This is a genomic window from Microbacterium sp. TWP3-1-2b2 (assembly GCF_049896145.1).
Taxonomy (GTDB): Bacteria; Actinomycetota; Actinomycetes; order Actinomycetales; family Microbacteriaceae; genus Microbacterium.
Genome location: NZ_JAFCTS010000001.1, coordinates 2598292 through 2625189, shown reverse-complemented (window position 1 = coordinate 2625189; position 26898 = coordinate 2598292). Strand labels below are relative to the sequence as shown.

The 26898-nt window shown below is 67.5% G+C and carries 26 protein-coding genes; 12 read left to right on the top strand and 14 right to left on the bottom strand.

Features of this window, described 5'->3' with window-relative positions; genetic code table 11:
- Window positions 1-37: 37 nt before the first annotated feature.
- The 4 genes from ACP7AR_RS12930 to argG all read right to left on the bottom strand — a co-directional run bounded on the left by ACP7AR_RS12930 (window position 38) and on the right by argG (window position 4675).
- Window positions 38-1864: a YhgE/Pip family protein gene (locus ACP7AR_RS12930; protein ID WP_426186373.1), complete on the bottom strand. Its 1827-nt coding sequence runs from the start codon at window positions 1862-1864 to the stop codon at window positions 38-40.
- Complete coding sequence (locus tag ACP7AR_RS12925) at window positions 1861-2547, bottom strand: hypothetical protein (protein ID WP_426186370.1); 687 nt, start codon at window positions 2545-2547, stop codon at window positions 1861-1863. The genes ACP7AR_RS12930 and ACP7AR_RS12925 overlap by 4 nt, the downstream gene beginning before the upstream one ends.
- Window positions 2544-3161 (bottom strand): TetR/AcrR family transcriptional regulator, encoded by a 618-nt coding sequence (locus ACP7AR_RS12920; RefSeq protein WP_426186367.1) that lies wholly within the window; start codon window positions 3159-3161, stop codon window positions 2544-2546. Before ACP7AR_RS12920 ends, ACP7AR_RS12925 begins: the two co-directional genes overlap by 4 nt.
- Before the next feature lie 83 nt (window positions 3162-3244).
- Window positions 3245-4675 (bottom strand): argininosuccinate synthase, encoded by a 1431-nt coding sequence (argG, locus tag ACP7AR_RS12915; protein ID WP_426186364.1) that lies wholly within the window; start codon window positions 4673-4675, stop codon window positions 3245-3247.
- Window positions 4676-4859: 184 nt separating this feature from the next.
- Here argG and ACP7AR_RS12910 point away from each other — a divergent pair, with 184 nt between their 5' ends.
- A complete protein-coding gene (locus ACP7AR_RS12910; protein WP_426186361.1) occupies window positions 4860-5564 on the top strand; it encodes a ZIP family metal transporter in 705 nt (234 codons plus the stop codon).
- Between the two features lie 6 nt (window positions 5565-5570).
- Here the strand turns inward: ACP7AR_RS12910 and ACP7AR_RS12905 are convergent, their stop codons facing one another.
- From ACP7AR_RS12905 to ACP7AR_RS12865, 9 genes are all read right to left on the bottom strand, one after another.
- Complete coding sequence (locus ACP7AR_RS12905) at window positions 5571-6698, bottom strand: hypothetical protein (protein WP_426186358.1); 1128 nt, start codon at window positions 6696-6698, stop codon at window positions 5571-5573.
- The gene (locus ACP7AR_RS12900; RefSeq protein WP_426186355.1) at window positions 6692-7507 is read right to left on the bottom strand and encodes a hypothetical protein; all 816 of its coding nucleotides are present in this window, start codon (window positions 7505-7507) and stop codon (window positions 6692-6694) included. Before ACP7AR_RS12900 ends, ACP7AR_RS12905 begins: the two co-directional genes overlap by 7 nt.
- On the bottom strand, window positions 7504-8535 hold the full coding sequence (locus tag ACP7AR_RS12895) for a vWA domain-containing protein (protein ID WP_426186352.1): 1032 nt from the start codon (window positions 8533-8535) through the stop codon (window positions 7504-7506). The genes ACP7AR_RS12900 and ACP7AR_RS12895 overlap by 4 nt, the downstream gene beginning before the upstream one ends.
- Entirely contained in the window at window positions 8532-9518 is a 987-nt protein-coding gene (locus tag ACP7AR_RS12890; protein WP_426186349.1) for a VWA domain-containing protein, read from the bottom strand. The genes ACP7AR_RS12895 and ACP7AR_RS12890 overlap by 4 nt, the downstream gene beginning before the upstream one ends.
- Complete coding sequence (locus ACP7AR_RS12885; RefSeq protein WP_426186346.1) at window positions 9509-10000, bottom strand: hypothetical protein; 492 nt, start codon at window positions 9998-10000, stop codon at window positions 9509-9511. The genes ACP7AR_RS12890 and ACP7AR_RS12885 overlap by 10 nt, the downstream gene beginning before the upstream one ends.
- The gene (locus tag ACP7AR_RS12880) at window positions 9987-10874 is read right to left on the bottom strand and encodes a DUF58 domain-containing protein (RefSeq protein ID WP_426186343.1); all 888 of its coding nucleotides are present in this window, start codon (window positions 10872-10874) and stop codon (window positions 9987-9989) included. Before ACP7AR_RS12880 ends, ACP7AR_RS12885 begins: the two co-directional genes overlap by 14 nt.
- Before the next feature lie 38 nt (window positions 10875-10912).
- Window positions 10913-12010 (bottom strand): AAA family ATPase, encoded by a 1098-nt coding sequence (locus ACP7AR_RS12875; RefSeq protein ID WP_426186340.1) that lies wholly within the window; start codon window positions 12008-12010, stop codon window positions 10913-10915.
- Window positions 12011-12187: 177 nt separating this feature from the next.
- Window positions 12188-12916: a Pr6Pr family membrane protein gene (locus ACP7AR_RS12870; protein WP_426186338.1), complete on the bottom strand. Its 729-nt coding sequence runs from the start codon at window positions 12914-12916 to the stop codon at window positions 12188-12190.
- 95 nt (window positions 12917-13011) lie between these two features.
- Window positions 13012-13944 carry a DMT family transporter gene (locus ACP7AR_RS12865; protein ID WP_426186335.1) on the bottom strand — a complete coding sequence of 311 codons (933 nt, stop codon included), beginning with the start codon at window positions 13942-13944 and terminating at the stop codon, window positions 13012-13014.
- Between the two features lie 188 nt (window positions 13945-14132).
- Here ACP7AR_RS12865 and ACP7AR_RS12860 point away from each other — a divergent pair, with 188 nt between their 5' ends.
- From ACP7AR_RS12860 to ACP7AR_RS12820, 9 genes are all read left to right on the top strand, one after another.
- The gene (locus ACP7AR_RS12860) at window positions 14133-15419 is read left to right on the top strand and encodes an adenylosuccinate synthase (protein WP_426186332.1); all 1287 of its coding nucleotides are present in this window, start codon (window positions 14133-14135) and stop codon (window positions 15417-15419) included.
- A gap of 255 nt (window positions 15420-15674) precedes the next feature.
- The gene (locus ACP7AR_RS12855; protein WP_426186329.1) at window positions 15675-16913 is read left to right on the top strand and encodes a lactonase family protein; all 1239 of its coding nucleotides are present in this window, start codon (window positions 15675-15677) and stop codon (window positions 16911-16913) included.
- Between the two features lie 178 nt (window positions 16914-17091).
- Entirely contained in the window at window positions 17092-18483 is a 1392-nt protein-coding gene (locus ACP7AR_RS12850) for an MFS transporter (RefSeq protein WP_426186326.1), read from the top strand.
- Window positions 18484-18722: 239 nt separating this feature from the next.
- Window positions 18723-20147, top strand: coding sequence for a dihydrolipoyl dehydrogenase family protein (locus ACP7AR_RS12845; RefSeq protein WP_426186323.1), 1425 nt, complete (start codon window positions 18723-18725; stop codon window positions 20145-20147).
- 240 nt (window positions 20148-20387) lie between these two features.
- The gene (locus ACP7AR_RS12840) at window positions 20388-21257 is read left to right on the top strand and encodes an ABC transporter ATP-binding protein (RefSeq protein ID WP_426186320.1); all 870 of its coding nucleotides are present in this window, start codon (window positions 20388-20390) and stop codon (window positions 21255-21257) included.
- On the top strand, window positions 21254-21940 hold the full coding sequence (locus ACP7AR_RS12835; protein WP_426186317.1) for an ABC transporter permease: 687 nt from the start codon (window positions 21254-21256) through the stop codon (window positions 21938-21940). The genes ACP7AR_RS12840 and ACP7AR_RS12835 overlap by 4 nt, the downstream gene beginning before the upstream one ends.
- A complete protein-coding gene (locus tag ACP7AR_RS12830) occupies window positions 21937-22662 on the top strand; it encodes an ABC transporter permease (protein WP_426186314.1) in 726 nt (241 codons plus the stop codon). The genes ACP7AR_RS12835 and ACP7AR_RS12830 overlap by 4 nt, the downstream gene beginning before the upstream one ends.
- 38 nt (window positions 22663-22700) lie before the next feature.
- The gene (locus ACP7AR_RS12825; protein ID WP_426186311.1) at window positions 22701-23621 is read left to right on the top strand and encodes an ABC transporter substrate-binding protein; all 921 of its coding nucleotides are present in this window, start codon (window positions 22701-22703) and stop codon (window positions 23619-23621) included.
- Window positions 23622-23739: 118 nt separating this feature from the next.
- The gene (locus ACP7AR_RS12820; protein WP_426186308.1) at window positions 23740-24114 is read left to right on the top strand and encodes a hypothetical protein; all 375 of its coding nucleotides are present in this window, start codon (window positions 23740-23742) and stop codon (window positions 24112-24114) included.
- Here ACP7AR_RS12820 and ACP7AR_RS12815 read toward each other — a convergent pair.
- Window positions 24111-25346 (bottom strand): AI-2E family transporter, encoded by a 1236-nt coding sequence (locus ACP7AR_RS12815; RefSeq protein WP_426186305.1) that lies wholly within the window; start codon window positions 25344-25346, stop codon window positions 24111-24113. The two genes, ACP7AR_RS12820 and ACP7AR_RS12815, sit on opposite strands and share 4 nt — an antisense overlap.
- Window positions 25347-25437: 91 nt before the next feature.
- Here ACP7AR_RS12815 and ACP7AR_RS12810 point away from each other — a divergent pair, with 91 nt between their 5' ends.
- Together ACP7AR_RS12810 and ACP7AR_RS12805 are read left to right on the top strand one after the other, a co-directional pair.
- Window positions 25438-25737 carry a chorismate mutase gene (locus ACP7AR_RS12810; protein ID WP_426186302.1) on the top strand — a complete coding sequence of 100 codons (300 nt, stop codon included), beginning with the start codon at window positions 25438-25440 and terminating at the stop codon, window positions 25735-25737.
- Window positions 25738-25741: 4 nt separating this feature from the next.
- A complete protein-coding gene (locus tag ACP7AR_RS12805) occupies window positions 25742-26812 on the top strand; it encodes a Gfo/Idh/MocA family protein (protein WP_426186299.1) in 1071 nt (356 codons plus the stop codon).
- Window positions 26813-26898: the final 86 nt, after the last annotated feature.

The window sequence follows — 26898 nt, the reverse complement described above, 5'->3', positions numbered from 1 at the left end:
GCGGCATCCGCGCCAGAGAGCATCGATCCGATGCTGCTCATCCGATCAGGCTCGGCTGCAGATCGCGCAGCGTGCGGCGGTGAGTCATCCTTGTCACTCCGATCATGGCGAGCAGCAGTGCAGCGACCAGCCACATGCCGAGCACCGCCAGATCCCACCACGCCCGATCGAAGTTCCCGCCGTACATGAGTTGCCTCATCGCATCGACGACATAGCCGAGAGGCAGCACGTGGTGGAGTGCTGCGAGCGGAGCGGGGAGTGTCTGCCAGGGGAACGTGCCACCCGCGGTGACCAGCTGAAGCACCATGAGCACGAGCCCGAGGAACTGTCCGACCGACCCCAGCCAGACGTTCAGCGCGAGGATGATCGCGGCGAAGGTCGCGGAAGCGAGCACCATGACCCCGAGCGTGCCCAGCGCGTTGTCGAAGCGGAAGCCGAGGGTGATCGCGAGTATGCCCATCAACCCGACCATCTGCAGCGCGCCGAGGGCGGCAGGAGTGAGCCAACCGGCGAGGGTGATGCGAATGGGGGAGTGCAGCGCGGTGACGGCGCGGCGAGACACCGGCTTCACGATCAGGAACAGAGCGTAGATGCCGATCCATGCCGCCAGCGCTGCAAAGAACGGTGCGAGTCCTGCACCGTAGTCCTCGGCGGAGGCGACCTTGTCGCTGGATACCCGCAGCGGATCGGAGATCGTCTCCGCCTGGGTCTGGCGCAGCTCAGGCGTGGATGCCGGAATCTGCTCGACCCCGCTGGCGAGGCCGTCGCGCAGTTCGGCGGTGCCGTCGGCGAGCGTCACGAGGCCGTCGCGCAGCTGGACCGCTCCGTCGTTCGCCGCCGCTGCACCGGTCGCCACGGTGCTCGCGCCGTCAGACAGGGTGCGTGCGCTCGACGCGAGTGTCGCAGAGCCTGCCGCGAGTTGATCGATCTTGGCCACGGCATCCTGCACGGTCGTGTTGCCCTGTTCCAGTCGCTCTCCCAGCGGATCGAGCTTGGCCAGGACCGCGTCGATCTCCTCCTGCGTGAGGCCATGTGAGGCGAGGGTGTCCGCGATGTCGGTGCGGATCTGCGGCAGCGTGTTCGCGGCATCCTGCACGATCGCGCCGGCTTGGTCGGCGACGTCGGCGATCTGCTGGTTGCCGACGCTGACCTGCTGGGCACCGTCTGCGAGCTGGGACGCTCCGCTCGCGAGCTGGGCTGAGCCGTCGGAGAGCCGTGACGTGCCGTCGGCGAGCGTGGCGCTGCCGGTGGATGCCGTGACCGCCCCGTCCGCGAGCTGGGAGGCGCCGTCCGTCGCATCTGACAGTGAATCGCGAACGTCGCTGAGACCCGTGAGGAGGCGCTCAGCCGCTTCGCTTCCGACCATCTGGGCGACGGAGCTGCGGATCTTCTCCACGGCCTGCGTGCCCATCGAGGATGCCAGGTAGTTGTTGGCGTCGTTCGTCTCGAGCTCGATGAGCGCCTGGTGGGGGTCGGTGCCGGCGGCCGAGGTCAGCGCCGCAGAGAAGCCGTTCGGGATCGTCACGGTGAAATCGACCGTGCCGTCGTGCAGGGCCGCAGCCGCGGCATCCGCCGACATCTCCTGCCAGTCGAAGGCATTTCCCTCGATGAGGTTCTCGGCGACCGTCTCGCCGTAGTTGACGGTCTCGTCGGCGCCTTCGGAGTCGGTGCCTGTCGCGCCGTCGTCCTGCACGACCAGCGCCACCGGAACCTCGGAGAATTTCGCGTACGGGTCTTGATTCGCCCACAGGTAGAGGCCGCCGTAGAGGATCGGTACGCACATCAGTGCGATCAGGGCGATGATGCCCATCCGGCTCGCGGTGAGTCGCCGCAGCTCAGCGGCGATCATGGCGGGGACCTTCATCGGCGGTCCCCTCTCTCTTCCTCGTCACTCACTCCGGGCTGTTCCAGTACGAGCGGCGGGATCGGCCCCGAGGCGTTGATCGCCTCCAGTTCGTGCATCCGCTCGAGGGCGACGGCCGCGGCGCCGCCGATGATCACGAGCATGGCGTAGCCGCGGTCGGCGAACTCGGACGCGATGCGCCACCAGCCGTCGGGTCCGCCACCATGACGATCCGGCGCGACCAGCACGATCCCCCTTGTGCCTTCACGCAGCACCGCGAGCTCGCACATGATGCGCACCCGCGCAGCGGGATCGACATTTCCGATCGGCGTCGAGGCGAGCTCCGCGAACCCGAGCTGAGTGAGCCATCGCCGGGCGTGGATGGGTGTCGCGCCGACGCCGGCGAACATGAGCTCCTCCCCGACGACGCCTGCCACTGTGATGTCGGCGTGCGGATCGCTCACGTCCGGGGCATCCACCAGTGCGATCGCGCGACGCAGAAAACGGTTGTCGGTGTCTCCGTCGATCGTCACCCGGCCGGTGTCGGGGCTCATCCGACCGCTGGCGATCAGGCCGAGTACGGTCGGACGCTGCTGCGTCTCGGCGACGGCGAAGCGCACGGCGCCGGTGTGGAACTCGAGGCTCGTCGTCGGCAAAGCCTGTCCCTCGCGTCCCTTGCTGACGCCGTGGAGCGCGATCCTCATTCGGCGACCTCTGGGCCGATCTCGGGGTGGGCTGTGAGCACTGCGTCTGCCTCGCGCCAGGAGAGCCCGGCAACGCTCAGGACGGTGCGTACAGCTGTGGCCGCGGCATCTGGGCCGACGGCGTCGACGCGCACCACCATGCGGGCGGTCTCCTCGATGAGGCGGGCGAGCACGTCGCCGGGGATGTCGGTGCGCAGCGCGTCTGCACGACGACCGCGTTCGACGATGTCTGTCACGACCTGGCGCAATGGGGCCAGCGCGGCGGCGGTGTCAGCGACGTGGGCGTCGTCGAGCGCGATGGCGGTGACGGTCTGAATGTGCGCGACCTCGTGCCAGAGCCGCGATGCGAGCTGTGCCAGGGCGATGCGGGCATCGTCATCGAGGGGTCGCTCGGCGATCGTGTTGAAACGCTGCGCACCCGTGCGGATGAGTTCGGTGATCAGCGCCGATCGATCCTCGAAGTGACCGTAGAGAGCGCGGCGGGAGAGGCCGGCGGTACGGGCGATCAGGTCGATCGAGGCGTTGGGGTCTCGCGTGAGCGCCGTGCGTGCGGCGACCAGTATGCTTTCGCGGTTGGCTTGCGCGTCACGGCGAGGGGTACGTGGGTCAGGCATGACCCCAGTCTACGAACTTGCACAGTGGTGTGCAAGATAACTCAGCGGGTGCTCCAGCATCCGCCATTCGTGTCGTGAAGAGGTCAGTCGGTGCCGGAGTCGAAGGCTGCGCCTTCGGAGGCCGTGTCGACGGCATCCGCGAGAGCGTCGTGCGCCTCGCCCGAATCGATGATCTCGGATGCTTCGCCCGCCGTGACGCGTCCGACGAGCTCGCCCGTGGCTCCGCCGACGAGGCCGAGGCTCGCGTACTGCTCGAGGCGCGAACGCGAATCCGCGATGTCGAGGTTGCGCATGGTGAGCTGGCCGATGCGGTCGACGGGACCGAATGCGGCATCGCCGACGCGCTCCATCGACAGCTTCTCCGGGCCGTACGAGAGGTTCGGGCTGACGGTGTCGAGGATGGTCCAGTCGTCGCCGCGGCGCAGGCGGATCGTGACAGTGCCGGAGATCGTGAGCCCCACCCAGCGCTGGATCGACTCGCGCAGCATGAGCGACTGCGGCTCGAGCCAGCGTCCCTCGTACATGAGGCGACCGAGGCGGCGGCCCTGCTCGTGGTAGGTCGCGAGGGTGTCCTCGTTCAGGATGCCGTTGACGAGGCGCTCGTAGGCGATGAAGAGCAGCGCCATGGCCGGGGCCTCATAGATGCCGCGCGACTTCGCCTCGATGATGCGGTTCTCGATATGATCGCTCATGCCGAGGCCGTGGCGTCCGCCGATCGTGTTCGCCTCGTTCACGAGCGCCACAGGGTCGCTGTACTCGACGCCGTTGATCGCGACGGGGCGGCCGGCCTCGAACGTCACGGTGACGTCTTCGGTCTCGATCGCGACCGAGGGATCCCAGAACTTCACGCCCATGATCGGGTCGACGGTCTCCAGCGAGACGTTGAGGTGCTCGAGCGTCTTCGCCTCGTGAGTGGCACCCCAGATGTTGGCGTCGGTGGAGTACGCCTTCTCGGCTGCGTCGCGGTAGGGGAAGCCGTGCTCGACGAGCCACTCGCTCATCTCCTGGCGTCCGCCGAGCTCGGTGACGAAGTCGGCGTCGAGCCACGGCTTGTAGATGCGCAGGCGCGGGTTGGCGAGGAGACCGTAGCGGTAGAACCGCTCGATGTCGTTGCCCTTGTAGGTGGAACCGTCGCCCCAGATGTCGACGCCGTCCTCCTTCATGGCGCGTACGAGCATGGTGCCCGTGACGGCACGGCCCAGGGGCGTCGTGTTGAAGTACGTCTTGCCGCCGGAGCGGATGTGGAACGCGCCGCACTGCAGGGCGACGAAGCCCTCCTCGACCAGAGCGGTCTTCGCGTCGACGATGCGGGCGATCTCCGCGCCGTACTCGAGCGCGCGGCCGGGGATGGACTCGATGTCGTCTTCATCGGGCTGACCCAGGTCCCCGGTGTAGGTGCAGGGGATCGCACCCTTGTCGCGCATCCATGCGACGGCGACGGAGGTGTCGAGTCCTCCGGAGAAGGCGATGCCGACGCGCTCGCCGACGGGCAGGGACTGGAGGACCTTGGACATGGAGTCCATTCTATCGGCGCGCGGCGTGTCGCCTGTCGGCCCCCGTTTCCGAGCAGGCGGGTGGGAATCCTGGACGAAATGGCGTGTCGACGGAGTGTCGGATGCCGCCACGCCGGTGACACTCCGGTCGGTCTCCGTTTTCCCATGACGTGGGAGGGCCGGATGCCGGGGCTATGGTGTGGGCATGATGCAAGCGGTGCTGTGGGGTGCGGTCGCGGCCGCACCGCTGTTCGTCGGCGCGCTACTCGCGCTGCTGCGCACATGGCCGCCGAAGTGGCTCGGGATCGTGCTCGGGTTCGGTGCCGGTGCCCTGATGGCATCGATAGCGTTCGAACTCTGGGAGGAGGGGCTGCAGCTCGGTGGCCCCGTCCCACTGGTCGTCGGCGTCGCCGCGGGCGCGCTCACGTACTACGTCGCCGACCGGATCGTCGAACGCCGCGCCTCCGCTTCTCAGGGGTCGGCGGGCGGACCGCTCGCTGTGGGGGCACTGCTCGACGGCATCCCGGAACAGCTCGTGCTCGGCATAGGGCTGGCCTCGGGTGAAGGAGTGAGCGTCGCCCTCGTCATCGCCATCGTCGTCTCCAACCTGCCGGAGTCGATCGGGTCAGCCGCAGACCTGCTGGAGGGCGGGATGAAGCGGTCTCGTGTGCTGTCGCTGTGGGCTGGTGTCGCTGTCGTCTGCGCGATCGCGACGATCGCGGGCTTCGCACTCGCGGATGCTGTGAGCTCCGAGTTCCGTGCCGGAGCCAGCGGCTTCGCCGCCGGTGCCCTGCTCGTCATGCTCGTCGACTCGATGGTGCCCGATGCGCAGTCCAAGGCGAAGGAGTCTACGGGCCTTGCCACGGTGCTCGGCTTCGCGCTCGCCGCGGGGCTCTCGCTCGGAGTGTGAGGCGGTTCAGGAACCGGGGTACTCCTGCATCCGCGTCTCGAACTCTTCTCTGTCGTCCTCGCTGAGCAGTTCGGGTGCGAGGAAGTAGATCTGCAACCCCTCCAGCGGCTCGCCCGTGCGTGCGCTCTGCGCCTCGCGCTCGCCGGCGAACTCGCCGGTGCTGTCGTTGGAGAGGTCGTAGAGCACGGCGTAGAAACGCAGCGGATCCGGATAGTTGTCCGAGTAGTACTCCCAGGTGTTCTGCGTGCGAGGGTCGCTGCTGCCGTAGAACCGCTCGAGGATCGAGTCATCCATGCCCGAGGACGGATCGTTGAACGAGTAGAGGCTGTACATGCCGTACTCGATCATCACCTCTTCGATGACGCCCATCACGGCGACCTTGCGGTCGTAGTCCTGGATCGGCTCGTTCGTCATCCAGGGCACCGAGGTGTACTGCACGAGCATCGACTCTCCGCCGTAGCCGTTGCGCTCCGGCCGGAGGTTCTGCGTACCGGCCTCCGTCCACGTGTAGCCGTACTGATCGGTGAGCCGGCGGCGGATCTCGGCGAGCATCTCCTCGCTCTGCGCGCGCACCTCCTCCAACGAGGGTTGGGCGAGGATCGTGCTGGACGTGAGGTCCTTGATGCCGGGATAGGCCTCCTCGTGCTTCTGCTCCTCGGTCTTCTGGCCCTGGTAGTTGCCCGACGCCGACGTCTGCAGAGCGCTCATCGCGCCGACGGTGGCGACGTTGAGCATCAGGGTGATGACGAGGGCGGATGCCGCGAGCATCCGACCTCGTCGGGAGAACAGCGCCGCGATCACGACGGCGAGCACCACGAGCTGCAGAGTCAGCATCGTCACGCCGTACAGCATGTCGGTGCCGCCGGCGAGCAGAGTGCCGAGCAGCACGACCGCGAAAAGGATCGCCGCGGTCAGAGCGACCCAGCCGATGACGCCCGCCGGCTGCTTCTCCTGGGATGCCTGCGCACTGACGAGCGGCGGAACCGGAGCGCCCTGCGCCAGATCACCCGGGTTCGGCGCCGTCGGCGTCTGCAGCACTCGCTTGGCACCGTGGTATCCACCGGGCGGCGGTACCGGAGGGGCTCCCTCAGTGCCGGCGATGTAGCGTGCGCGCTGCTTCTCGGGCTCTACCATGGCTTGTCCGTCCCGCCGCCGGGGCTTTCTTCGTCGCCCTGGTTCTGCTCGCGCTCCTCGGCACCCTGATCGAGCTTGTCCTGCAGCTCGTCGAGTTTGTTCTGGTCGGGCTGCTGCGGCTGCTCCTGCTCTTCGCCCTCGCCGTCGTCGGGCTTCGGCTGCTGCTCCTGGGCCTGCTGCTGCTTCTCCTGCAGCCGATCGCCGAGCTCATCGAGGGTCTCACCCATGCTGCGATCCGGGTCGGGTGACTGCGAATCGGCCTCTTCGCTGTTGCACTCCTCCGGTGTCTCGGCCGTGATCTGCAGCGCCTCGCCGTACAGCTGCGCCCCTCCCTGGCCGTCACCCTTGTCGACCGCGGCATCACCCTGGCGCTCGATGACGATGGCGAGGTTCACGCGCACAGCACATACCTCGAGTCCGCTGGCCAGTGCGAGGGCGTCTTCGAGCTTGACGCGCGCGCCGTCGAGATCCTCGGAGCCGGCAAGGGCGGTGCCGACGTTGTACGGAGCCTTATAGGGCTCGAACCAGTTCAGGAACTCCTGGCCCTCGGCTGCAGTCGTCGACCCTGAGTAGTCTCCGACGACATAGGTCGTGATCGACTGATGGGCGAACGCGTACATGCTCAGCAGCTTCCCGACGAACAGCAGAGCCACGAGCGTGAGCGGCAGGGTGCCGATCGCGACCCAACGGCGGATCAGACGGCGTCGGCGATTGGCCGCGAGCAGCGCGGCAGCGGCATCCGGCGCGCCCTCCACGTTCCCTTGCGTGGGGCCGGTGCTCGAACGGTCAGCGGTCACAGCATCCGTCATGCGTCACCTCCCCGGGTGGCGAGTCCGCGCATCTGCGCTATCAGGATCGTGGCGCGTGCGATCTCGACGCCGAGGAGCAGCACGATCACGAGGGCGAAGATCCAGTACAGCTCGATCACGTTGCCGACCGATCCGGATTCGGAGTAGGTCGTCGTCGTGGTCGGTGCCTCGGGCAGTTCGATGTCGGTGTCGGCCGAGCGCAGTCGGTACTCCACACCGAGGTCATCGGCGATGGTCTGCAGGTGGGCCTCGTCGATGACCGACATCGCCTGCTCGCCCTGATACTCGATGTACTCGCCATCCCCACCGGACGAGGCGAAGCTCCCTGAGGTGACCTTCATCGGGCCGCCCTCGCTGGTGCCATAGCCGAGCACCGCACCGCCGTCGGTGTACTCCGCGCTGGCGGCGAACGATTCTGGCTCGGTGCTGACGGTCTGCTCGCCGTCGCCCAGGTAGAACACCATCCTCGAGCGGTCGGGGGCAGACTCCGCAGCGGCTTGGAGGGTCTCCTCGACCATCGCGCTCGCGATGCCGATCGAGCTGCCCCGCGACTGGGCCGTCACTTCCGGACGCAGGACCTCCAGCGACGAGACCAGCGCGGCGGCATCCGTGGTCAGCGGCAGCCGCAGCTCGGCGGCGGCGTCGAAGCTGATCAGCGCGAAGCGCGCGCCCGGATACTCGTCCACGATCGCCTGCACGTCGGCGCGGACGCCGTCGAGTCGCTGCCCGTCGCCGTCCCAGTCCTCCGCCACGATGCTCGCGGTGGTGTCGACGACGATCAGGATGTCGGTGTCGGTCGCGAGGGTCTCGGTCGCGCCCCCGGGGATGCCGGGGCGCAGCAGCATCATTAAGCAGGCCAGCAGCATCAGCAGCCGAAGCCCCCACATGATCGGCCCGGCAGAGCCGCCCCCCGAGCCCGTCGAAGGGGCGGGGCGCACCGACTTCACCAGCATCCACACGACGAGGAACGCGACCGGCGCGAACAGCAGCACGAGCAGGAAGACGTTGAGGACGGGTTGGAAGATCACAGCCTGACCCTCCACAGCAGCACGAGGAAGCCGAGGCTCGCGACCAGCAGTAGTGCGATCCACAGGTTCGGGTTATCGGTCCACACGACCTGCGCCTGACCGCGCAGTTCGGTCGCCTCCTGCTCCTGGACGTCTTCGATGATGTCGGAGACGGTCGTGGTGTCGCGCAGCCCGTAGGCCTTTCCGCCGGTCGTCTCGGCGGCCGCGACGAGCTCCTGGCTGATGTCGGTGTCCACACCCTGAACGGGGTTGAGCGCGAAGACGCGCACTCCGGCGGAGGCGGCGTAGTTCGATGCCTCCTCGAGGGTGACGATCGAGTCGCCGTTCACCTCGTTGTCGGTGGCGAGGATGATCGAGCGCGAGCGCTCGTCATCGAGGTGATCGAAGCGCATGGCGCACGAGGCGAGCCCGTCGCCGATCAGCGAGGCGCCTGGTCCGTTGAGCGTGCCGACCCAGTGCTCGGGGATCTCCTCCATGTAGTCGAAGCTTTCGCGGATGCTCTGCAGATGCGTGCGGATGAAGTCGTAGTCGTCCGTGAGCGGGAAGATCTGCACCGGGGAGCTGTTGAAGATCGTCAGGCCGATGCGCTCGCCCTCGAAGCCGTCGAGCAGCTCCTCGAACACGCTGAGCACCTCGACGTCGACGTCGCTCATCGACCCTGAGACGTCGAGGCACAGCATGATGTCTCGGCTGGTGTTGACGGGTTGGATCGTCTCGGACGACATGGGCCGCGCGGCCACGATTCCCGCGGTCACGCTCGCGAGCACGCCGAGCGCGAGCACTCCGGCGAGGGCGACGGTGCGGCGTCTGACGGCGTGCTGGAACGAGGGCAGCGCGCGAAGCCGTTCCGCCCTCGCGATCGGGGCGCTCTGCTGTTCGCGGTGGCGAGCATTGCGCCGAAGCCCGATGAGGAGCCCGACGCCGATCGCGATCACGATGACGGCCACCGCGATGAGGACGACCCACCCGTTCTCTAGTGCCATGAGCCCACCACCTTGTGGGCGGCCTCGGCGCCGGCGATCGGGTCGACCGCCGGCCCCTTGCGGAAGATGCTGGGGTAGTAGTGCCGCTGCAGCGCGTCGATCAGCGTGGGAGGCACGCCGAGCCGCACGAGGTCGTCGAGGGCGAGCACAGGCGCCTCCAGGCCGCTGTACTCGTTGACGAAGGTGCGCACGACCCGGCTGAGCTCGAGGTTCGCGTGCCGCGCCGTGAGCGATCCGGACCGGTAGTCCGCCTCGATCTGCCCGATGCGCTCGTGGTACTCCTGCCGCAGCAGCGTGAGCACGTCAGCGGTCAGCGGCATGGGTGTCTGCGCGTCCCCCTGCAGCGCGACGGCGCGCCGGGGCTTCGTGAGGAAGATCAGCAGCCAGGCAGCCAGGATGAGCGCGGCGATGATGCCGAGAGCCAGCAGCATCCATCCCCAGCCGTACTGCGCTGGTGGGTAGAGCTCGTCAGTTCCGGACATTGGCCCTCCGGTTCAGCATGCGCAGCAACTGCGCCACCGCGTCATCCTGTGTGTCGAGGGCGGTGTGACTGATCTCGAGGCGATCGAGCAGGCCGTTCAGCCGTGCGGCATCGGCCTGTGTCTGGGCGATGAGCTCGCCGAGCACCTCACGATCGCCGTGCACGAAGTCGGGGACGGCCCAGCGCGTGTTGACGTCGGCGCGCACCGAGTGCGAGACATGATCGAGCACCGGGTCTGCGTCACGGAGTGTGACCCACAGCACGTCATGCTGCACGCGCAGTCGGCGCAGCATCCGTTCCGCGTCGTCGGTGACCGGTGCATCATCGGTGATGATCACGACGATGCAGCGGCGCGCGATCGTACGGGCGACATAGGCGAGGAGCGCGTCGCGGTCACTCGGTGCTTCGGTGTCGGTGATCGCCTGATCGATCGTGCGGAGGGCGTGTTCGAGCGCACCCTCGCTTCGCCCCGGCGCTCGTCGACGCACGCGCTCGGCGTCGCCGTAGACGACGCTGAAGTCATCTCCATGGCGAAGGGCAAGGATGCCGAGAGCCCCGGTGGTGAGGATGGCGAGGTCCTTCTTGGGCTTCTCGTCGTGTGCGAGCGCCGTCATCGACTTGCCGGTGTCGACGACGAACAGCACGGTGTGCATGCGGTTCGCCCGATGCCGCTTCACCAGGGGAGTGCCGAGGCGTGCGGTGGCCCGCCAGTCGATGTCGCGCACCTGATCGCCGTACTCGTACTTGCGCAGGTCCTCGAAGTCGAGGCTGCGCCCGTGCAGCAGAGACGCGTAGGCGCCGTCGAGCGCGTGCATCGACTTCTGCGAGGAGTGGATGAAGAGCTTGCTCTTCACCTGCGTGATCAGGCTTGTCATGTGCTGGGCTGTCGCTCCCTGAGCTTGTCGAAGGGCGACTACGGCGTCGGCACTGCTGCGAAGATCTGGTCGATGATCTCCTCGCTGCGGATGCCCTCAGCATCTGCCTCGAACGTGAGCAGCACGCGGTGACGGAGGATGACGTGACGCAGCGTGCGGATGTCTTCGGGGAGCACATGCGAGCGGCCGTTGAGCAATGCCAGTGCGCGGGATGCCTGCAGGAAGGCGATGCTGGCGCGGGGGCTCGCTCCGTACTTGATGTAGCGCGCACGGTCCTCGCCGATGTAGGGGCCGGGGTTACGCGTCACGTAGGCGATCGAGACGATGTAGTTGCGGATCGCGGCGTCGACGTAGATGCGGCTCGCGACATCCTGCAGCAACTGCACGTCGTCAAGGGTGACGGCGCTGGCGACGTGGCGATCGGGGTCGAGCACGCCCGAGTCGATGCGCCGGAGGATCTCGAACTCGTCGGCGGGGCTCGGGTATTCGACGATCTCCTTGAGCAGGAAGCGGTCCATCTGCGCCTCCGGCAGCTCGTAGGTGCCTTCCTGCTCGATCGGGTTCTGCGTCGCGATCACGAGGAACGGCTTCGGCAGGTGGTGCACCTCGCCGCCGATCGTGGTCTGGTGCTCCTGCATCGCCTCGAGCATCGCGGACTGCGTCTTCGCGCTGGAGCGGTTGATCTCGTCGAGCAGCACGAAGTTCGCGTGCACCGGGCCCAGAACCGTGCGGAACGATCCAGTGGCGGCGTCGTAGATCTGGTTGCCGGTGATGTCGCTGGGCAGCAGGTCTGGTGTGCACTGGATGCGCTTGAAGCTGGCCTTCACGGTGTCGGCCAGCGTGCTGGCTGCCGTCGTCTTCGCGAGACCCGGAACAGATTCGAGCAGGATGTGGCCGCCCGCGATGAGCGAGACCAGCAGGCTCGTGCGCAGCCGTTCCTGGCCGACCATCTTCGCGGAGTACGCGTCGGAGACGACCTTCAGCACGTTCGCGGCGCGCGTCATCTCCGCATCGCTCGGAGTCGCGTCGCTGTCGTTCCACGCACTCGCCGCCGGCGCGGGGGCGGCGGCAGGCGCTGGGGGTCGTGGTGGCGGTGGCGGGGAGGCTGCCCCGGAAGCGGTGTTCGACTCGGTCATCACTGTCTCCTCGCATGCGCGGGAGAGACGGTGCTCCGATCTCCCCCGAAGGCCAGCGTAATCGCAGCATCTGACCCGGACATCACGATCAGGTGGGGAGAATTCCCCATTCGCTGCGGTGGCGCGGCCCTGGAACTGCTCGGGTTCGGAAACCGCTCGGGCTTGCGGGGCGGGCGATCAGATCGAGTCGCCCCTGGCCTGGATGTCGGGGACTGCGGAGCCGATGCCGCGACGGCGGCCGACCCATACGACGAATGCGGCGACGCCGATGATCGCTGCGGCGATGCCGACGATGTAGCCGGTGACGCCGAGGTACTCCCCTGGAACCTTGTGAGGGTCGAGGAAGGGATACGGGTACCACCAGGACTCGCCTGTCGCCGGCGCGATGATCATGTTCGCGCGGATCAAGGTGTAGACGGCCCACACGATCGGGTAGATCGCGGCGACCAGGACCGTGCTCCACGGCAGCGCCCGCCGACCAGGGGCGAACAGCACATCGGCCAGCAGGAACAGCGGGATGACGACGTGCAGCACCTCGTTCGCCCAGACGACGGTGACGCCCTGTGGAAGCTCGACGTTTCGAAGCAGCAGGTTGTAGACGATGCCGGTGACGATCATGTACGTGCTCACACAGACGAGGAGCACGGCGAACCAGCCCGGTTCGCGTTCTGTTCTGCGCCTGGTCGTCCACGCCAGGATCGCACCGATCGCCAAGACGATGGCAGCGAGCAGGTTCGACTCGATGGTGAAGAAACTGAGGAAGTTCGCGGACACCGTCGGCAGATGGCCGCCCCATGCGGTCTCGGCCTCGATGGCGTTCTGAATCGTGCGCGTCAATTGGGCGGCGATCGCCGCGAACCCGAGCAGCGCTGCGGCAAGACGTGCGTACGGCCACCAGATAGTCATGTTTCCTCCGCGCTCACTGTAGCGACCGCGTCAGGGCGCGTGACGAGCCCGGCGCGTGCAGATACTGCGCTCGTGCTAGGTGACGACCGCCACGCTCACGTCGTGCGGCGTCGCCGCATCCGCGTGACGAGAACGCCGAGCAGGCAGAGCGCTCCGCCGATGAACATCATCAGCGTCGGCACCTCGCCGAGGATCATCCACGACATCAGGATCGCGATCGCCGGTACGACATATGTCGTCGCCGACGTCTGACCCGCGGTGCTGCGCTGCAGCACGTACGCCCAGGTGGTGAAGGCGATCGCAGTCGGGAAGATGCCCAGGTACACGACCCACAGGGTCGCATCCAAGGGGGCGGTCTGCAGGTCGGCGACCAGGCGACCCGCCCACGGCAGCAGCGCGACGGTGCCTGCGATCGCTCCGAGCCAGGTCAGCGTCGTCGCGTCGACTCCGGAGGTGAGCAGGTGCTTCTGCACCAGCGTGCAGCCCGCGTACATCACGGCAGCGAGCAGGGCGAGCAGCAGACCGGTGATGTCGAGCCCAGCGCTCGTCGTCGAGTTCATTCCGATCAGCACCACGCCGAGGAAGGCGATCGGCGCCCCGATCAGCAGCGGCTTGGGGAAGCCTTCGCGGAGGAACAGGCCGCTGAAGACGACCACCATGAGCGGAGCGAGATTCACGACCATCGCCGCAGTGCCGGCGTCGAGCGTGAGCTCGGCGCTGTTCAGCGCCAGGTTGTAGATGCAGAACCAGCCGACGCCCCACACGATCACCAGCAGCCAGTGTCGGCGCTCGGGGAGTCGGATGCCGTGCCTGAGCGCGATGATCGCCAGGGCGACGGTGCCGACGGCCATCCGCAGCAGTGCCAGGGAGCCCGGGTCGAAGTGGGGACCGGCGCCGCGGATGCCGATGAAAGCCGAGGCCCACAGCACGACGGTGACAACAGCAGCGATCAGGGTGAGCGACCCGCGCGAATTCGGCGCAGTGGTGTTCGTCACGTGCGGCGTAGGGCGGATCGGTGCTTCTGGCATGCTCCGATCCTCGCAGTGGCCGCCCACACCGTCGATCAGGCGGAGAGTCAACTGCCGTGCTTTTTCCGCCAGCCTTGTCGCCGTCGTTCGCCGCGGGGCGGGGGCCGACGGCATCCGCACACCCCTTCGGTAGGATGAAGAGGCCCGTTCGGGCGCAGCTACGAGGCAGAAGACCCAGGGGGTTACCCATGCCAGGAATCGTGATCGTCGGAGTCCAGTGGGGCGACGAAGGCAAGGGCAAGGCGACAGACCTGCTCGGCGACCGCACCGACTGGGTGGTGAAGTTCAACGGCGGCAACAACGCCGGACACACCGTCGTGGTCGGCAATGAGAAGTACGCCCTGCACCTTCTGCCCTCCGGCATCCTCTCGCCCGGCGTCACGCCGGTGATCGGCAACGGCGTCGTCATCGACCCCGAAGTGCTCTTCGATGAGCTCACTGCGCTCTCGGCGCGCGGCATCGATGTCTCCAAGCTCAAGGTGAGCGCGAACGCGCACCTCATCACGCAGTTCCACCGCACGCTCGACAAGGTCACCGAACGCTTCCTCGGAAAGCGCAACATCGGAACCACAGGTCGCGGCATCGGCCCGGCGTACGCCGACAAGATCAACCGCGTCGGCATCCGTGTGCAAGACCTCTTCGACGAGAACATCCTGCGTCAGAAGGTCGAGGGGGCGCTCGATCAGAAGAACCACCTGCTGGTGAAGGTCTTCAACCGTCGCGCGGTGACGGTCGACGAGATCGTCGAGGATCTGCTCTCCTACGCCGAGCGGCTGCGCCCGATGGTCGCAGACACCGGACACCTCATCGACGAAGCGCTGGAGAACGGCGAGGTCGTGGTGTTCGAGGGCGGCCAGGCCACGATGCTCGACATCGACCACGGCACATACCCGTTCGTGACCTCTTCGACAGCGACCGCGGCGGGCGCAGCATCCGGTTCCGGCATCGGACCGGGCCGGCTCGACCGCATCGTCGGCATCGTGAAGGCCTACACGACGCGCGTCGGCTCCGGTCCGTTCCCGACCGAGCTGTTCGATGAGCACGGCGACTGGCTGCGCTCGGCCGGCTTCGAGTTCGGCACCACCACCGGACGTCCGCGCCGGGTCGGCTGGTACGACGCGCCGATCACGCGGTACGCGACCCGCATCAACGGCATCACGGACCTCGTGCTCACCAAGCTCGACATCCTCACGGGCCTCGAGCAGATCCCGGTCTGCGTCGCCTACGACGTCGACGGCGAACGGTTCGACGACGTGCCGGTGAACCAGACCGACTTCCACCATGCGAAGCCGATCTACGAGTACTTCACCGGCTGGAGCGAGGACATCTCCACGGCGCGCAGCTTCGAGGACCTGCCCCAGACCGCGCAGGAGTACGTGCTCGCGCTCGAGAACATGAGCAAGACCCGTATCTCGGTGATCGGTGTCGGGCCGGCTCGCGATCAGGTGATCGTGCGCCACGACCTGCTCGACTGAGACGCGCCCGGCGGCCGGCCAGTGCGCTCCGGGGTCGGGTTCGCCCGGGCGGGGCGGGGCCATGAGGTGTCGCGGATGGTCGCTAAACCCGTGCGGATGCGGCAAAGTGCGACACCTCTCGGAACGACTGCGCGGTTGAGGTGTCGCAGATTGCCGCTAAATCCGGGCGGATGCGGCAACGAATGACACCTCGCGGGTTGCGAGACCGAGGATCCAGGCTGCAAGACTCGGGATGCCACACATGAGGAGACGCGCATGACGCAGTTCTGGGTCGGCGGATACGGCGCCGATATGGACGGGGATGCCACCGGTATCGGCCTGTTCGAAGGTGATGAGGGACGTGAGCCGGACACGCTCGCCTACCGCGGCGCTGTCACGCAGACCGCGTCGCCGTCCTGGCTCGCGCGGCATCCGTCGCTCGATGTCGTCTACGCAGCGCTCGAGGGTGACGGTGCAGTGCAGGCGTTCGTCCGCACCGGTCAGTCGACCCTCGCGGCTCTGGGGCGTTCGATCGCTGTCGGCGACTCCGTATGCCATCTCGCCGTCGCTGCGAGCGGTTCGTACCTGATCGCCAGCTGCTATGGCGACGGCCGCGTCGTGCGCGTCGGCCTCGCCGCAGACGGTTCGCTCATGAAGCCGACGATCGCGGCCCGTGCGCGCGATCCTTATGACCCGGATGCCGCGCGGGATGCTGTGGAGGACGACCCTGCACAACCTTCGGCGCAGGAGATCGCGGCGGCGATGGTGCGCAGCGGATCCATGACGTTCGAGCAGCCAGCCGCCGAAGTCGTGGAGCCGCCTCGGTCTGGCCTGCTGCTCTTCGACGACGTGCTCGGGTTCAACACAGCACCTGCGCCAGAGCCGGACCCGGCTGTCGAAGCGGAGGAACATCCCGCCCGCTCGTCGCACGCGCACGCCGCGGCGTTCCTGCCGGACGGCCGCATCGCGACGACCGACCTCGGTTTCGATCTCGTGCGCATCTGGCGCCCCTTGGCCGGTGGCCTGACGCTGGACCATGAGATCGTGCTGCCGCACGGCACAGGGCCGCGGCACATGGTCGTGCACCCGAGCGGACACCTGCACGTGGTGACCGAGTACTCCTGCGAGATCTTCACCCTCGCCGTGCAGCCGGACGGCCGATGGGCGCTCGCTGCCGCGACCTTGGCCACGCCCGCGGCCGAGGTCGGCACCGACTTCCCTGCCGAGCTCGCCCGGTCCCGTGACGGTGCGACCCTGTACACGGCGCTGCGGGGCAGCAACACGATCGCCGCCCTTCGGGTGCGGGGCGCCGGTGAGAGCGTCGAGCCTCTCGCGCTCGCCGAGTCCGGGGTGGACTGGCCGCGTCACCACCTCGTCCATGACGGCGCACTGCTCGTCGCCGGGCAGCGCTCGAACGAGATCAGCGTGCTCGACCTCGACGACCGCACGGGCGCGCCCCGCAGCATCCGTCATCGGGCATCGGTGCCCACGCCGACCAGCATCCTGCTGGCCTGATCCGCCGCGAACCCGCTCACTCGGCCGTGGGCTCCCCCGTCTTCAGCCTCCGCTGCGTCCGGAGAGCTCGCCGATCGTGAGTTTGCGGTACTTGTCGCCATCCGATTGCGGCATGTTCATCTCCTCGTGACACCGTCCGCTTGACCTAAACCATAGTTGAGGTTCTAACGTCAGGGGAATGACAACGGAAACAGGAGAGGTGCGGACCGCCCCGTCCACCGCACCGGGCATCATGAGCGGCACGTTCCTCTGGATCACGATCGGTGCGTGCGCACTCGTGTTCCTCGGGGCGTTCGAGTCGTTGGCGGTCACGACGGTGATGCCGGTGGTGAGCGATGACCTCGGCGGCGAGCGGCTGTACGCGCTCGCCTTCGCCGGTCCATTGGCCACCGGAGTCATCGGCATGGTCGCCGCGGGGAACTGGGCAGACCGCCGCGGACCGACGGCTCCTCTGTACACGTCTGTCGTCGCGTTCGTCGCCGGCCTGCTCATCGCCGGGCTCGCGCCGAGCATGGAGATCCTCGTCGCAGGGCGCTTCGTGCAGGGGCTGGGCAGCGGGGCGATGATGGTCGCTCTGTACGTCGTCGTGGCCCGGGTGTATCCACAGGACAAGCATCCGGCGATCTTCGCCGCGTTCGCCGCGGCGTGGGTCGTGCCGTCGCTGATCGGACCGACGATAGCCGCCGTCGTGACGGATCTGTGGAGCTGGCACTGGGTGTTCCTGGGTGTCGTCGTGCTCGCTCTCGCCGCTCTGCTCATGGTGGTTCCGGCGCTTCGAGGCCTGTCAGGTGGCGGCGACGCATCGGCGCCGTGGGCTCTCGGACGGCTCGGTTGGTCGGTTCTTGCAGCGCTCGCCGTCCTCGCGCTCAATCTCGTCGGCGACATTCCCGGTATCGGTCCGGTGCTAGCGGTGGCCGCGGTCGTGATCGCGCTGATCGCGGTGCGGCCGCTGGTGCCTCGGGGAACACTGATGGCACGCCGCGGCCTTCCATCGGTGATCCTTGTGCGCGGGCTCATGTCCGGCGCCTTCTTCAGCGCGAACGTGTACGTGCCGTACTTACTGACCGACCGCTACCTGCTCACGCCGACCCTCGCCGGGCTCGCATTGACGGGTGGCGCGCTGGCATGGTCGACAGCGTCGACGGTGCAGGGTCGGATGGGCGCGCGGCTGTCGAACGTGATCGCGCTGCGGATCGGAACAGCGCTGGTGCTGATCGGCATCGCACTCGTGCTGACCATCGCGGCTTTCGGCTGGAATGCGCTCGTCATCGCTGCGGCGTGGATCGTCGCAGGAGCGGGGATGGGCCTCATGAGCCCCAGAAGCAGCGTGCTGACACTGTCGCTCTCGACGCCGGCGAATCAGGGATTCAACAGCGCCGCCATGACGGTCGCCGATTCATTCGGCAGCGCGATGGTGCTCGCCATCACCGGAACGCTGTTCGCCGCGCTGGCGACCACCACGGATCCGTTCATCGCCGTGTTCGCGCTGACCGTGGTGATCGCCGTGGTCGCCACGATCCTCGCCTCGAGGGTCGTCGATGTGCGGGCACACGAGGAGACCGCAGCATGAGGGCGGTCGTCCGACGCGAGTTCGGCGGCCAGCGAGGCGAGGTCGTACTGGTTCCGTGACGTGGCCGCGGAGCGCACACCTGCAGGGTCGATGCGCAGATGCAGGGCGAAACGCCGGTGTTCGAACCTGCATCCGTACTTTCTCCCTACAGGTGTACCCCGGGCGGGAACAACCCCGATGACATCGCGTTGAACTTCCGAGAGACTGGTGCCGTACCGGTTCCGACGGAAGGCGACGACATGCCAACGGATGAATACGACCTGATAGTCCTCGGCGGCGGCCCCGTCGGCGAGAACGTCGCGGATCGGGCGGTGCAGGGTGGACTCACCGCGATCATCGTCGAGAGCGAACTCGTGGGCGGCGAATGCTCGTACTGGGCGTGCATGCCATCCAAGGCACTGCTGCGGTCAGCGCAGGCGCTGCGCGCGGCACAACACGTGGCCGGCGCCGCCGAAGCCGTCACCGGAGCCCTCGACGTTCGAGCCGTTCTCGCCCGCCGCAACTCGTTCACCAGCGACTGGTCGGATGACGGTCAAGTCGGCTGGTTGCAGTCGGCCGGCATCGCCCTGGCCCGCGGGCACGGCCGCATCACCGGCCCGCGTGAAGTCACCGTGACGTCCGACGACGGCACCACGAAGGTGTTGAAGGCCCGTCACGCTGTGGCGATCAGCACCGGAACGGATGCTGCGATCGCCCCGGTGGACGGACTCGCGGATGCTGCGCCCTGGACGAGCCGCGAGGCGACGAGCGCGCAGGAGATCCCGGCATCCCTCGCCATCATCGGCGGCGGTGTCGTCGCTGTCGAGATGGCCACCGCCTATGCGGGCCTCGGCGCCGAAGTCACCCTGATCGCGCGCAGCGGCCTGCTCGGCAACATGGAACCCTTCGCCGGCGAGCTCGTCGAGAAGGGGCTCCGAGAGCTCGGCGTCGACATCCGCACGAACACCGGCACCACTCGCGTCACGCGCGACGCGTCCGGGGTGACGGTGACGCTCGACGACGGCACGGACATCGTCGCCGAGGAAGTGCTCGCCGCGACAGGACGCACCCCGCGCAGCCGCGACATCGGGCTCGAGGCCGTCGATCTCGAGCCGGGGAAGTACATCGAGACGGATGACACGCTCCGCGTCCCCGGCAGCGACTGGCTGTATGCCGTCGGCGACATCAGCGGTCGGGTGCTGCTCACTCACCAGGGCAAGTACCAGGCCAGGGCCGCAGGCGACGTGATCGCCGCGCGCGCGAACGGCGACGACGTCGACGATGCCGCGTGGGGGCGCCATGTCGCCACGGCAGACCACGCCGCGGTGCCGCAGGTCGTGTTCGGAGAGCCGGAGATCGCGTCGGTCGGGCTCACCGAGCAGGCCGCGAAGGATGCCGGATATCAGACCCGTGTGATCGATCAGGATCTCGGAGCCATCGCCGGATCCAGCCTCCGCGAGGACGGTTACAGCGGGCAGGCGCGCATGGTCGTCGACGTCGATCGTGACGTCATCCTCGGCGTCACGTTCGCAGGTCCGGATGTCGCTGATCTGCTGCAGGCGGCGACCGTCGCGATCGTCGGCGAAGTGCCGATCTCGCGGCTGTGGCACGCGGTTCCCGCCTACCCGACGGTCAGCGAGGTCTGGCTGCGGCTGCTCGAGCAGTACGGACGCGATTCCGCCTGAGGTCCATCCCGGCAGCATTCCATCCATCCGGCCCTCCGCTCCGAACAGCCGAAGAATGTGCGCAATATGTCCGAGCCTTCCCATACGCTCGAAACCGAATCTGAGGAGACATGACCATGAAGGCTGTACTCGCAGGAACCGTGATCACCGAGCGTCTCGGCACGCGCCTCTCCGGGCGCATCGAGATCGGGCGCGACACAGAGGTCGGATCATAGTCCGGGCAACGGAAGCAGGGCACGCATGATCGAGTTCCGTTCTGTCTCGAAGCGATTCCCCGGCGGCGCACTCGCCGTCGAGGACTTCAGTCTCGTGCTGCCGTCGCGAAAGACGACGGTGTTCGTCGGATCATCCGGATGCGGCAAGACGACGCTGCTGCGCATGATCAACCGCATGGTCGAACCGAGCAGCGGCGACGTCGAGATCGACGGCGAGAGCGTGCTCGACAAGAACCCGGTGACGTTGCGGCGCAGCATCGGCTACGTCATGCAGAACTCCGGCCTCATGCCGCACTTCACGGTGATCGACAACGTCTCGACGGTGCTGCGTCTGACGGGCACCTCGAAGAAGGAAGCGCACGAGCGCGCCCGTACGCTTCTCGACACCGTCGGACTCGACCGTGCGCTCGCGGATCGGTATCCGAGCCAGCTCTCCGGTGGTCAGCAGCAGAGAGTCGGAGTGGCACGCGGCCTCGCGGCCGACCCGAACATCCTGCTCATGGACGAGCCGTTCGGTGCCGTCGATCCGATCGTGCGGGCCGATCTGCAGCAGGAGCTCATCCGCCTGCAGGTCGAGCTCGACAAGACCGTCGTCTTCGTCACGCATGACATCGATGAGGCGTTCCTTCTCGGCGACCAGGTGGTGATCCTCGACAAGGGCGCCCGCATCGTGCAGGTCGGCAGCCCGAGTGAGATCATCGAGAACCCCGCCGATGACTTCGTCGCGGCGTTCATCGGCGCAGAGCGCGGCAGGAGAGCCCTCCGCATCAAGCAGACCCCGCGCGGCCGGGTCGTCGTCGATTCAGAGGGCCGCACGCAGGGTGCGCTCATCGACGACGGGGCTCCGTCGAGCGCGACGTCCGATGCACGCGCCGAGGGGGCCGGCACCTCGTGAACTGGATCGCCGACAACATCGGCCTCATCCTCGAACTGACGCTCGCGCATCTCTGGCAGAGCGCGATACCGATCGTGCTCGGCTTCTTCCTGTCTCTTCCGCTCGGGTGGGTGGCATGGCGGTACCGATTGGTGAGGGGTCCGGTGATCATCCTCACCGGTCTGCTCTACACGATCCCGTCGCTCGCCCTGCTGATCCTGCTTCCCGCGGTGCTCGGCCTGTCGACGCGCAGCCCGGCGAACCTGATGATCGGACTCACGATCTATGCGATCGCGATCCTCGTCCGCGCCGTCGCCGACGGTCTCGATTCGGTGGATCCGGCGGTCCGGCAATCCGCGACAGCGGTCGGCTACGGCGGACTCCGCAGATTCTGGACGGTGGACTTCCCTCTCGCGGCGCCCGTGATCCTCGCAGGTCTCCGGGTGACGGCCGTGAGCACGATCTCGCTGGCCACTGTGGGAATCCTCGTCGGAGTGGAGAACCTCGGCTACCTGTTCACGAACGGCTTGCAGCGACGCATCATCGCCGAGGTCTTCGCCGGTGTCATCGCCGTCGTGGTGATCGCCCTCATCATCGACCTGATCCTTCTTCTCGCCGGGCGCGCCCTCATGCCATGGACTCGCGCGGTGAAGACGCCCAGTGCCGCCCGCCGCCCCGCACGCGTCGTCAGGGCCGCCGCATGAATCTCTTCGCCGACGCGTTCGCCTGGCTGTTCTCCCCCGAGCGGCTGGAGGGGCAGTACGCGCTTCCCATCCTGCTCGGTCAGCATCTGTTCTACACGGTCGTCTCCGTGCTGATCGCGGCGGTCATCGCCGTCCCGGCCGGCTGGCTCATCGGTCACACGGGCCGTGGGCGCGAGGTGGCCGTCGCGATCTCCGGCGCGGCCCGCGCGGTGCCGTCGTTCGGTCTCATGGTGCTGCTCGTGCTGCTGCTCGGCGTGCTGCGTGTGCCGGAGGCAGCGACGATCACGTTCGTGCTGCTGGCGATCCCGTCTCTGCTCGCCGGCGCGTACACCGGCCTCGAGGCCGTCGACCGTCGCGTGATCGACGCCGCCCGCGCCACAGGGATGACCGAGTGGCAGATCTTCTGGAAGGTCGAAGTCCCGCTGGGGCTGCCTCTGCTCGTCGGTGGTCTGCGCGCCGCGACCCTGCAGGTGATCGCGACGGTCACCATCGCCGCGTACGTCAACCTCGGCGGACTCGGCTGGCCGATCATCCAGGGCATTCCCCTGCGCCGGTTCGATCAGGTGCTCGGCGGTGCCATCCTCGTCGCGGTGCTCGCACTGCTCGCCGACATGCTGCTCGCGCTCGCCCAGCGGGCTGCTGTTCCCGCCGGCATCCGCGCAGCCACGCCCCGTTCCCAGACGCCGCGCGCTGCCCGCCGCGCAGCGTCCGCCACAGCCTGAACCACTTGACCAGCACTCCCCACCAAGAGAGGAACATCATGTTCACCGCACGAAAGTCACGCCTCGCCCTCATCGGCGGCATCGGGCTCGCAGCCTCGCTCGTGCTCGCCGGCTGCGCCAGCAGCAACCCGCTGGACACCCCCACCGAAGACGGCGGCGAGAGCGCCGGCTCCGACACCATCGTCATCGGATCGCAGGCCTACTACTCCAACGAGATCATCGCGGAGATCTACGCCCAGGCGCTCGAGAGCGCTGACTTCGAGGTCGACCGGCAGTTCAACATCGGCCAGCGCGACGCGTACATCCCGGAGTTGGAATCCGGCGCGATCGACCTCTTCCCCGAGTACACCGGCAACCTGCTGGAGTTCTACGATGACTCGGCCGACGTGACCAGCCCTGAGGACGTCTACGCGGCGCTCCAGGACGCACTGCCCGAGGGGCTGACGGCGCTCGACTACTCCGAGGCCAGCGACCAGGACACCTACACGGTCACCAAGGAGTTCGCCGACGCGAACAGCCTCACCACGATCGCCGACCTCGCGAACGTCAGCGAGAAGCCCACGATCGGCGGCGCACCGGAGTTCGAGCAGCGTCCGTACGGACCGGCAGGGGCCAAGGAGGTCTACGGCGTCGATCTGGCCTTCTCCGCCACCGGCGACACCACGCTGGAGGCGTTGCTGGCCGGCGAGATCCAGATCGCCGACATCTACACCGCCGACCCTGCTTTCGAGACCGAGGAGATCGTCGCGCTCGAAGACCCGGAGAACCTCATCCTGGCATCGAACGTGGTGCCGATCGCCTCGAGCGACCTGACCGATGAGGCCGCCGACGTCATCAACGCGGTCAGCGCCGCGCTCGGCGCCGATGACCTGGTCGCGCTCGGCGTGCAGAGCACGGTGGACGAGATGTCGCCGGAGGACATCGCGACGCAGTGGCTGACGGACAACGACCTGCTCTGATCACGCAGGCGCTGTGAACGCAGGATCAAAAGGGCCTTCCGGTGCGAGCCGGGAGGCCCTTTCCGCGTGCGAGGCGCGGGACTGAGACAATGGAGCCCATGGCAATGGACTCATCCGCATGATCTCGAAGCGCGATCTCGCTCAACGGCTCGACATCCCTCTCGAGATGGTCGACCGTCACGGGCTCGGAGACGGCGTGAGCGAGGCCGAGTTCGCGGCGCTCGAGCAGGATCCGCCGGCATGGCTCGTCCAGTCGCGGGCGAACCGCAAGAAGGGCGCGCGCCCGGTCTGGGCCACCCTGACCTGCGACGTGTGCGGATACACCGAGACGGCCAGGCCCAAGAAGTGGTGGCCGGAGTTCACCTATCTGAGCTGCAGCCACCATCCGCTCACCGAACTTCCGAAGCCCGCGCCAGGTCACCATCGCGGTGAGTTCGATGGCGTCGGCAGCCGGTTCGTCGGAATCGTCGATCAGTCGATCGAGGACGTCTAGACCCTGGAGTCCTGACGCGGTATCCAGATCTTCTTGATGATGATCAGGATGGATGCCGTGACCGGCACCGCCACGAGCGCCCCGAGCAGTCCGAGCAGGGTGCCACCGACGAGGGCGCCGATGACGACCAGTGAGCCGGGGATCGAGATCGCCCTGTTCATCACGCGCGGCGTCAGGAAGTACGACTCCACCTGCATGTAGATGAGGTAGATCACGGCGAACACGAGCGCGAAGGCGATGTTGTCGCCGAAGAGCGCGATCCCCGTGCCGATCACCCAGAAGAGCAGCGAGCCGACGAGAGGGATCAGCGTGATGAGGAAGGCGACGACCGCGAGCAGCAGCGGGAACGGCAAGCCGAGCACCGTGTAGAGGAGTAGAACGACCATCGCGTTGATGAATGCCAGAGTCACCATGCCCATGACATAGCCGCCGACGGAGTCGGTGATCTGGGTGCTGATGATGTCGGCGTTCGCGCGGTCACGCGCCGGCACGAGACGGAGCATCGCGGTCTTGATGCCTGGGAGGGTCGCGACGAAGTAGATGATGAGCACCAGCACGATGACCGCACCGGAGACGCCGTTGGCGATGGATGCGCCGACCTGAAGGGCGCCGCCACCGATCGCGGCGATGTTGCCCGGGTCGGTGAGGAAGCCCTGCACGTCGCCCACCAGCGACTCGAACTGGTCGCCGAACTGATCTTCCAGGGTCGCGTAGAGGTCGCTGCTCTGGAAGTCCCCGATCATGCCGGGGACGTCCTTCACGAACGACGTGATCTGCGCCACGACGACCGGGACGATGGCCCAGATGATCAGACCCAGCGCGATGATGAGTGCGAAGAGCACGATCACGACGCCCCATCCGCGACTCAGTCCGCGACGCTCGAGGAAACGGACAGCAGGGTCGAGGCCGAGGGCGGCGAACAACGCGAGTGCGATGTAGATGATGACCGTCGACAGGTTCGACAGCGCGAGCCCGAGCAGGATCGCGGCGAGCCCGCCGAGGGTGACGAGGAAACCGAAGACGAACGGACGCTCGATGCGCGTCCAAAACGAGCGATTCGATGGCACCGGCTCGACGACGGGCTTCGGCGTGATCTCGGGTTCCGCCGGCGCCTCCGCCTTGACGGCCTTCTGCTTCTTCGGCTTCACCTTCGTCGTGACCTCCGACCGCCGAGTCGCCGGCGCTTCGGCAGCGGTCGTGTCATCGGTTGCCGAGGGCTCGTCGGTGCTCATGCGCCCACTCTAAGGTGTGCGAACCGGCCCGACGGGAGCCGCTCCCTGACCCCGTCGCGATATCGTCGTACCTGCGACCAGGAGGAGACACATGACCGACGCCGAAGACGCCCGCGCCGAGCTGCTGCGGCTGCGCGGCAGCATCGACAACATCGACGCCGCTCTCATCTACATGCTGGCCGAGCGGTTCCGCGCCACTCAGCAGGTCGGCATCCTCAAGGCGGAGCACGAGATGCCCGCCTCCGACCCGAAGCGCGAAGAACAGCAGGTCGCGCGTCTGCGCGCGCTCGCCGAGGAGGCGCACCTCGACCCCGAGTTCGCCGAGAAGTGGTTCAACTTCGTGGTCGCGGAAGTCATCCGCCACCACACCGAGGCCAAAGAAGGACGCTGACCAGATGACTCAGCCGGCGATCGACGACAGGGACGCACGTTTCCGGCTCGGGATCATCGGTCATGGGATGTGGCCGTCCAACTACCTCATCCCGGGTGCGCGGCAACTGAGCGACGTCGACATCGTCGCCGTGTGCGGTCGCGACTCCACTCGGGCGGCCGACTTCGCCGACGCGCACGGCATACCGCGTTCCTACGACTCGATCGAGCGGATGCTGACGGCTGAGGATCTCGACGGCGTGATCATCGCGACTCCTCCACGTCACCACGAGGCTGCTGTGCGTGCCGTGTCCGGCGTCAGAGCAGCCGTGCTCTGCGAGAAGCCCCTCGCGTTGGAACTGGAGAGTGCGCGCCGCATCCGCGATCTGCTCGTGGACCGACCGGCGCTCACCGGGTTCACACTGCGATGGCAGCCGCTGTTCCGCGCACTCCGCGGCGTGATCGGCGAAGGCGTCGTCGGCGCGGTGCAGCACGTACGCATCCGCTACGTCCAGTCCTCCGCCGCGACGCCGGCGCGGGCGTGGGACTGGCACTTCGACGCCGCCGACGAGCCGCTCGACGTCGTCTCAGACCTCGGTCCGCACGCCATCGACCTCGTGCGCTGGATGGTCGGTGACGTGACGCACGTGACCGCATTCGCGCGGACGACGATCTCCGAGCGAGCGGACCCCGGTTCGGGCGGACGCCGCCAGGTGACCAATCACGACGACGCGGATGTGTACTTGAGTGCCGAGTCGGGCGCGACGGTGTCGTTGACGATCAGTCGCGTCGCACCGGATGTCGGTGTGGCCGGCGGGATCACGATCGAGGTCCTCGCTGCCGAAGGATGGATCAGGGTCGACTCCAACGAGGCGGATGTCGTGATCGGCACGGCATCCGGAATCCGACGCCGGCCCGTTCCGGTGACGTCATTTCTCGACGGCGCTGGTGCGCAGATCAGAGACTTCGTCCGCATCTCCCGCGGTGAACATGGGGATGCATTGCCGAGCATCGACGACGGCTATCAGGCGCAGTGCGTGATGGATGCGATCGCGCGGTCGCTCGATGCGCGCGAGACCGTTCCGGTCAGACGGTGATCACGCGACCGGTCACGAGTCCCTCCACGGCCAGCACGCGGTCGGCGCCGCCCCCGTGGGAACGGCGCCGACCCGGAGGGCGCGGA

What these genes read in the sequence shown, in the direction of transcription:
- ACP7AR_RS12875 (WP_426186340.1), bottom strand. Translation starts at nt 12,010, where the DNA reads ATGACCGAGTCGAACACCGCTTCCGGGGCAGCCTCCCCGCCACCGCCA.
- ACP7AR_RS12860 (WP_426186332.1), top strand. Translation starts at nt 14,133, where the DNA reads ATGCCAGGAATCGTGATCGTCGGAGTCCAGTGGGGCGACGAAGGCAAG.
- ACP7AR_RS12805 (WP_426186299.1), top strand. Translation starts at nt 25,742, where the DNA reads ATGACTCAGCCGGCGATCGACGACAGGGACGCACGTTTCCGGCTCGGG.
- ACP7AR_RS12820 (WP_426186308.1), top strand. Translation starts at nt 23,740, where the DNA reads ATGATCTCGAAGCGCGATCTCGCTCAACGGCTCGACATCCCTCTCGAG.
- ACP7AR_RS12890 (WP_426186349.1), bottom strand. Translation starts at nt 9,518, where the DNA reads ATGGCACTAGAGAACGGGTGGGTCGTCCTCATCGCGGTGGCCGTCATC.
- ACP7AR_RS12825 (WP_426186311.1), top strand. Translation starts at nt 22,701, where the DNA reads ATGTTCACCGCACGAAAGTCACGCCTCGCCCTCATCGGCGGCATCGGG.
- argG (WP_426186364.1), bottom strand. Translation starts at nt 4,675, where the DNA reads ATGTCCAAGGTCCTCCAGTCCCTGCCCGTCGGCGAGCGCGTCGGCATC.
- ACP7AR_RS12920 (WP_426186367.1), bottom strand. Translation starts at nt 3,161, where the DNA reads ATGCCTGACCCACGTACCCCTCGCCGTGACGCGCAAGCCAACCGCGAA.
- ACP7AR_RS12930 (WP_426186373.1), bottom strand. Translation starts at nt 1,864, where the DNA reads ATGAAGGTCCCCGCCATGATCGCCGCTGAGCTGCGGCGACTCACCGCG.
- ACP7AR_RS12880 (WP_426186343.1), bottom strand. Translation starts at nt 10,874, where the DNA reads ATGACAAGCCTGATCACGCAGGTGAAGAGCAAGCTCTTCATCCACTCC.
- ACP7AR_RS12830 (WP_426186314.1), top strand. Translation starts at nt 21,937, where the DNA reads ATGAATCTCTTCGCCGACGCGTTCGCCTGGCTGTTCTCCCCCGAGCGG.
- ACP7AR_RS12840 (WP_426186320.1), top strand. Translation starts at nt 20,388, where the DNA reads ATGATCGAGTTCCGTTCTGTCTCGAAGCGATTCCCCGGCGGCGCACTC.
- ACP7AR_RS12845 (WP_426186323.1), top strand. Translation starts at nt 18,723, where the DNA reads ATGCCAACGGATGAATACGACCTGATAGTCCTCGGCGGCGGCCCCGTC.
- ACP7AR_RS12850 (WP_426186326.1), top strand. Translation starts at nt 17,092, where the DNA reads ATGACAACGGAAACAGGAGAGGTGCGGACCGCCCCGTCCACCGCACCG.
- ACP7AR_RS12865 (WP_426186335.1), bottom strand. Translation starts at nt 13,944, where the DNA reads ATGCCAGAAGCACCGATCCGCCCTACGCCGCACGTGACGAACACCACT.
- ACP7AR_RS12900 (WP_426186355.1), bottom strand. Translation starts at nt 7,507, where the DNA reads ATGACGGATGCTGTGACCGCTGACCGTTCGAGCACCGGCCCCACGCAA.
- ACP7AR_RS12810 (WP_426186302.1), top strand. Translation starts at nt 25,438, where the DNA reads ATGACCGACGCCGAAGACGCCCGCGCCGAGCTGCTGCGGCTGCGCGGC.
- ACP7AR_RS12815 (WP_426186305.1), bottom strand. Translation starts at nt 25,346, where the DNA reads ATGAGCACCGACGAGCCCTCGGCAACCGATGACACGACCGCTGCCGAA.
- ACP7AR_RS12925 (WP_426186370.1), bottom strand. Translation starts at nt 2,547, where the DNA reads ATGAGGATCGCGCTCCACGGCGTCAGCAAGGGACGCGAGGGACAGGCT.
- ACP7AR_RS12870 (WP_426186338.1), bottom strand. Translation starts at nt 12,916, where the DNA reads ATGACTATCTGGTGGCCGTACGCACGTCTTGCCGCAGCGCTGCTCGGG.
- ACP7AR_RS12905 (WP_426186358.1), bottom strand. Translation starts at nt 6,698, where the DNA reads ATGGTAGAGCCCGAGAAGCAGCGCGCACGCTACATCGCCGGCACTGAG.
- ACP7AR_RS12855 (WP_426186329.1), top strand. Translation starts at nt 15,675, where the DNA reads ATGACGCAGTTCTGGGTCGGCGGATACGGCGCCGATATGGACGGGGAT.
- ACP7AR_RS12910 (WP_426186361.1), top strand. Translation starts at nt 4,860, where the DNA reads ATGATGCAAGCGGTGCTGTGGGGTGCGGTCGCGGCCGCACCGCTGTTC.
- ACP7AR_RS12885 (WP_426186346.1), bottom strand. Translation starts at nt 10,000, where the DNA reads ATGTCCGGAACTGACGAGCTCTACCCACCAGCGCAGTACGGCTGGGGA.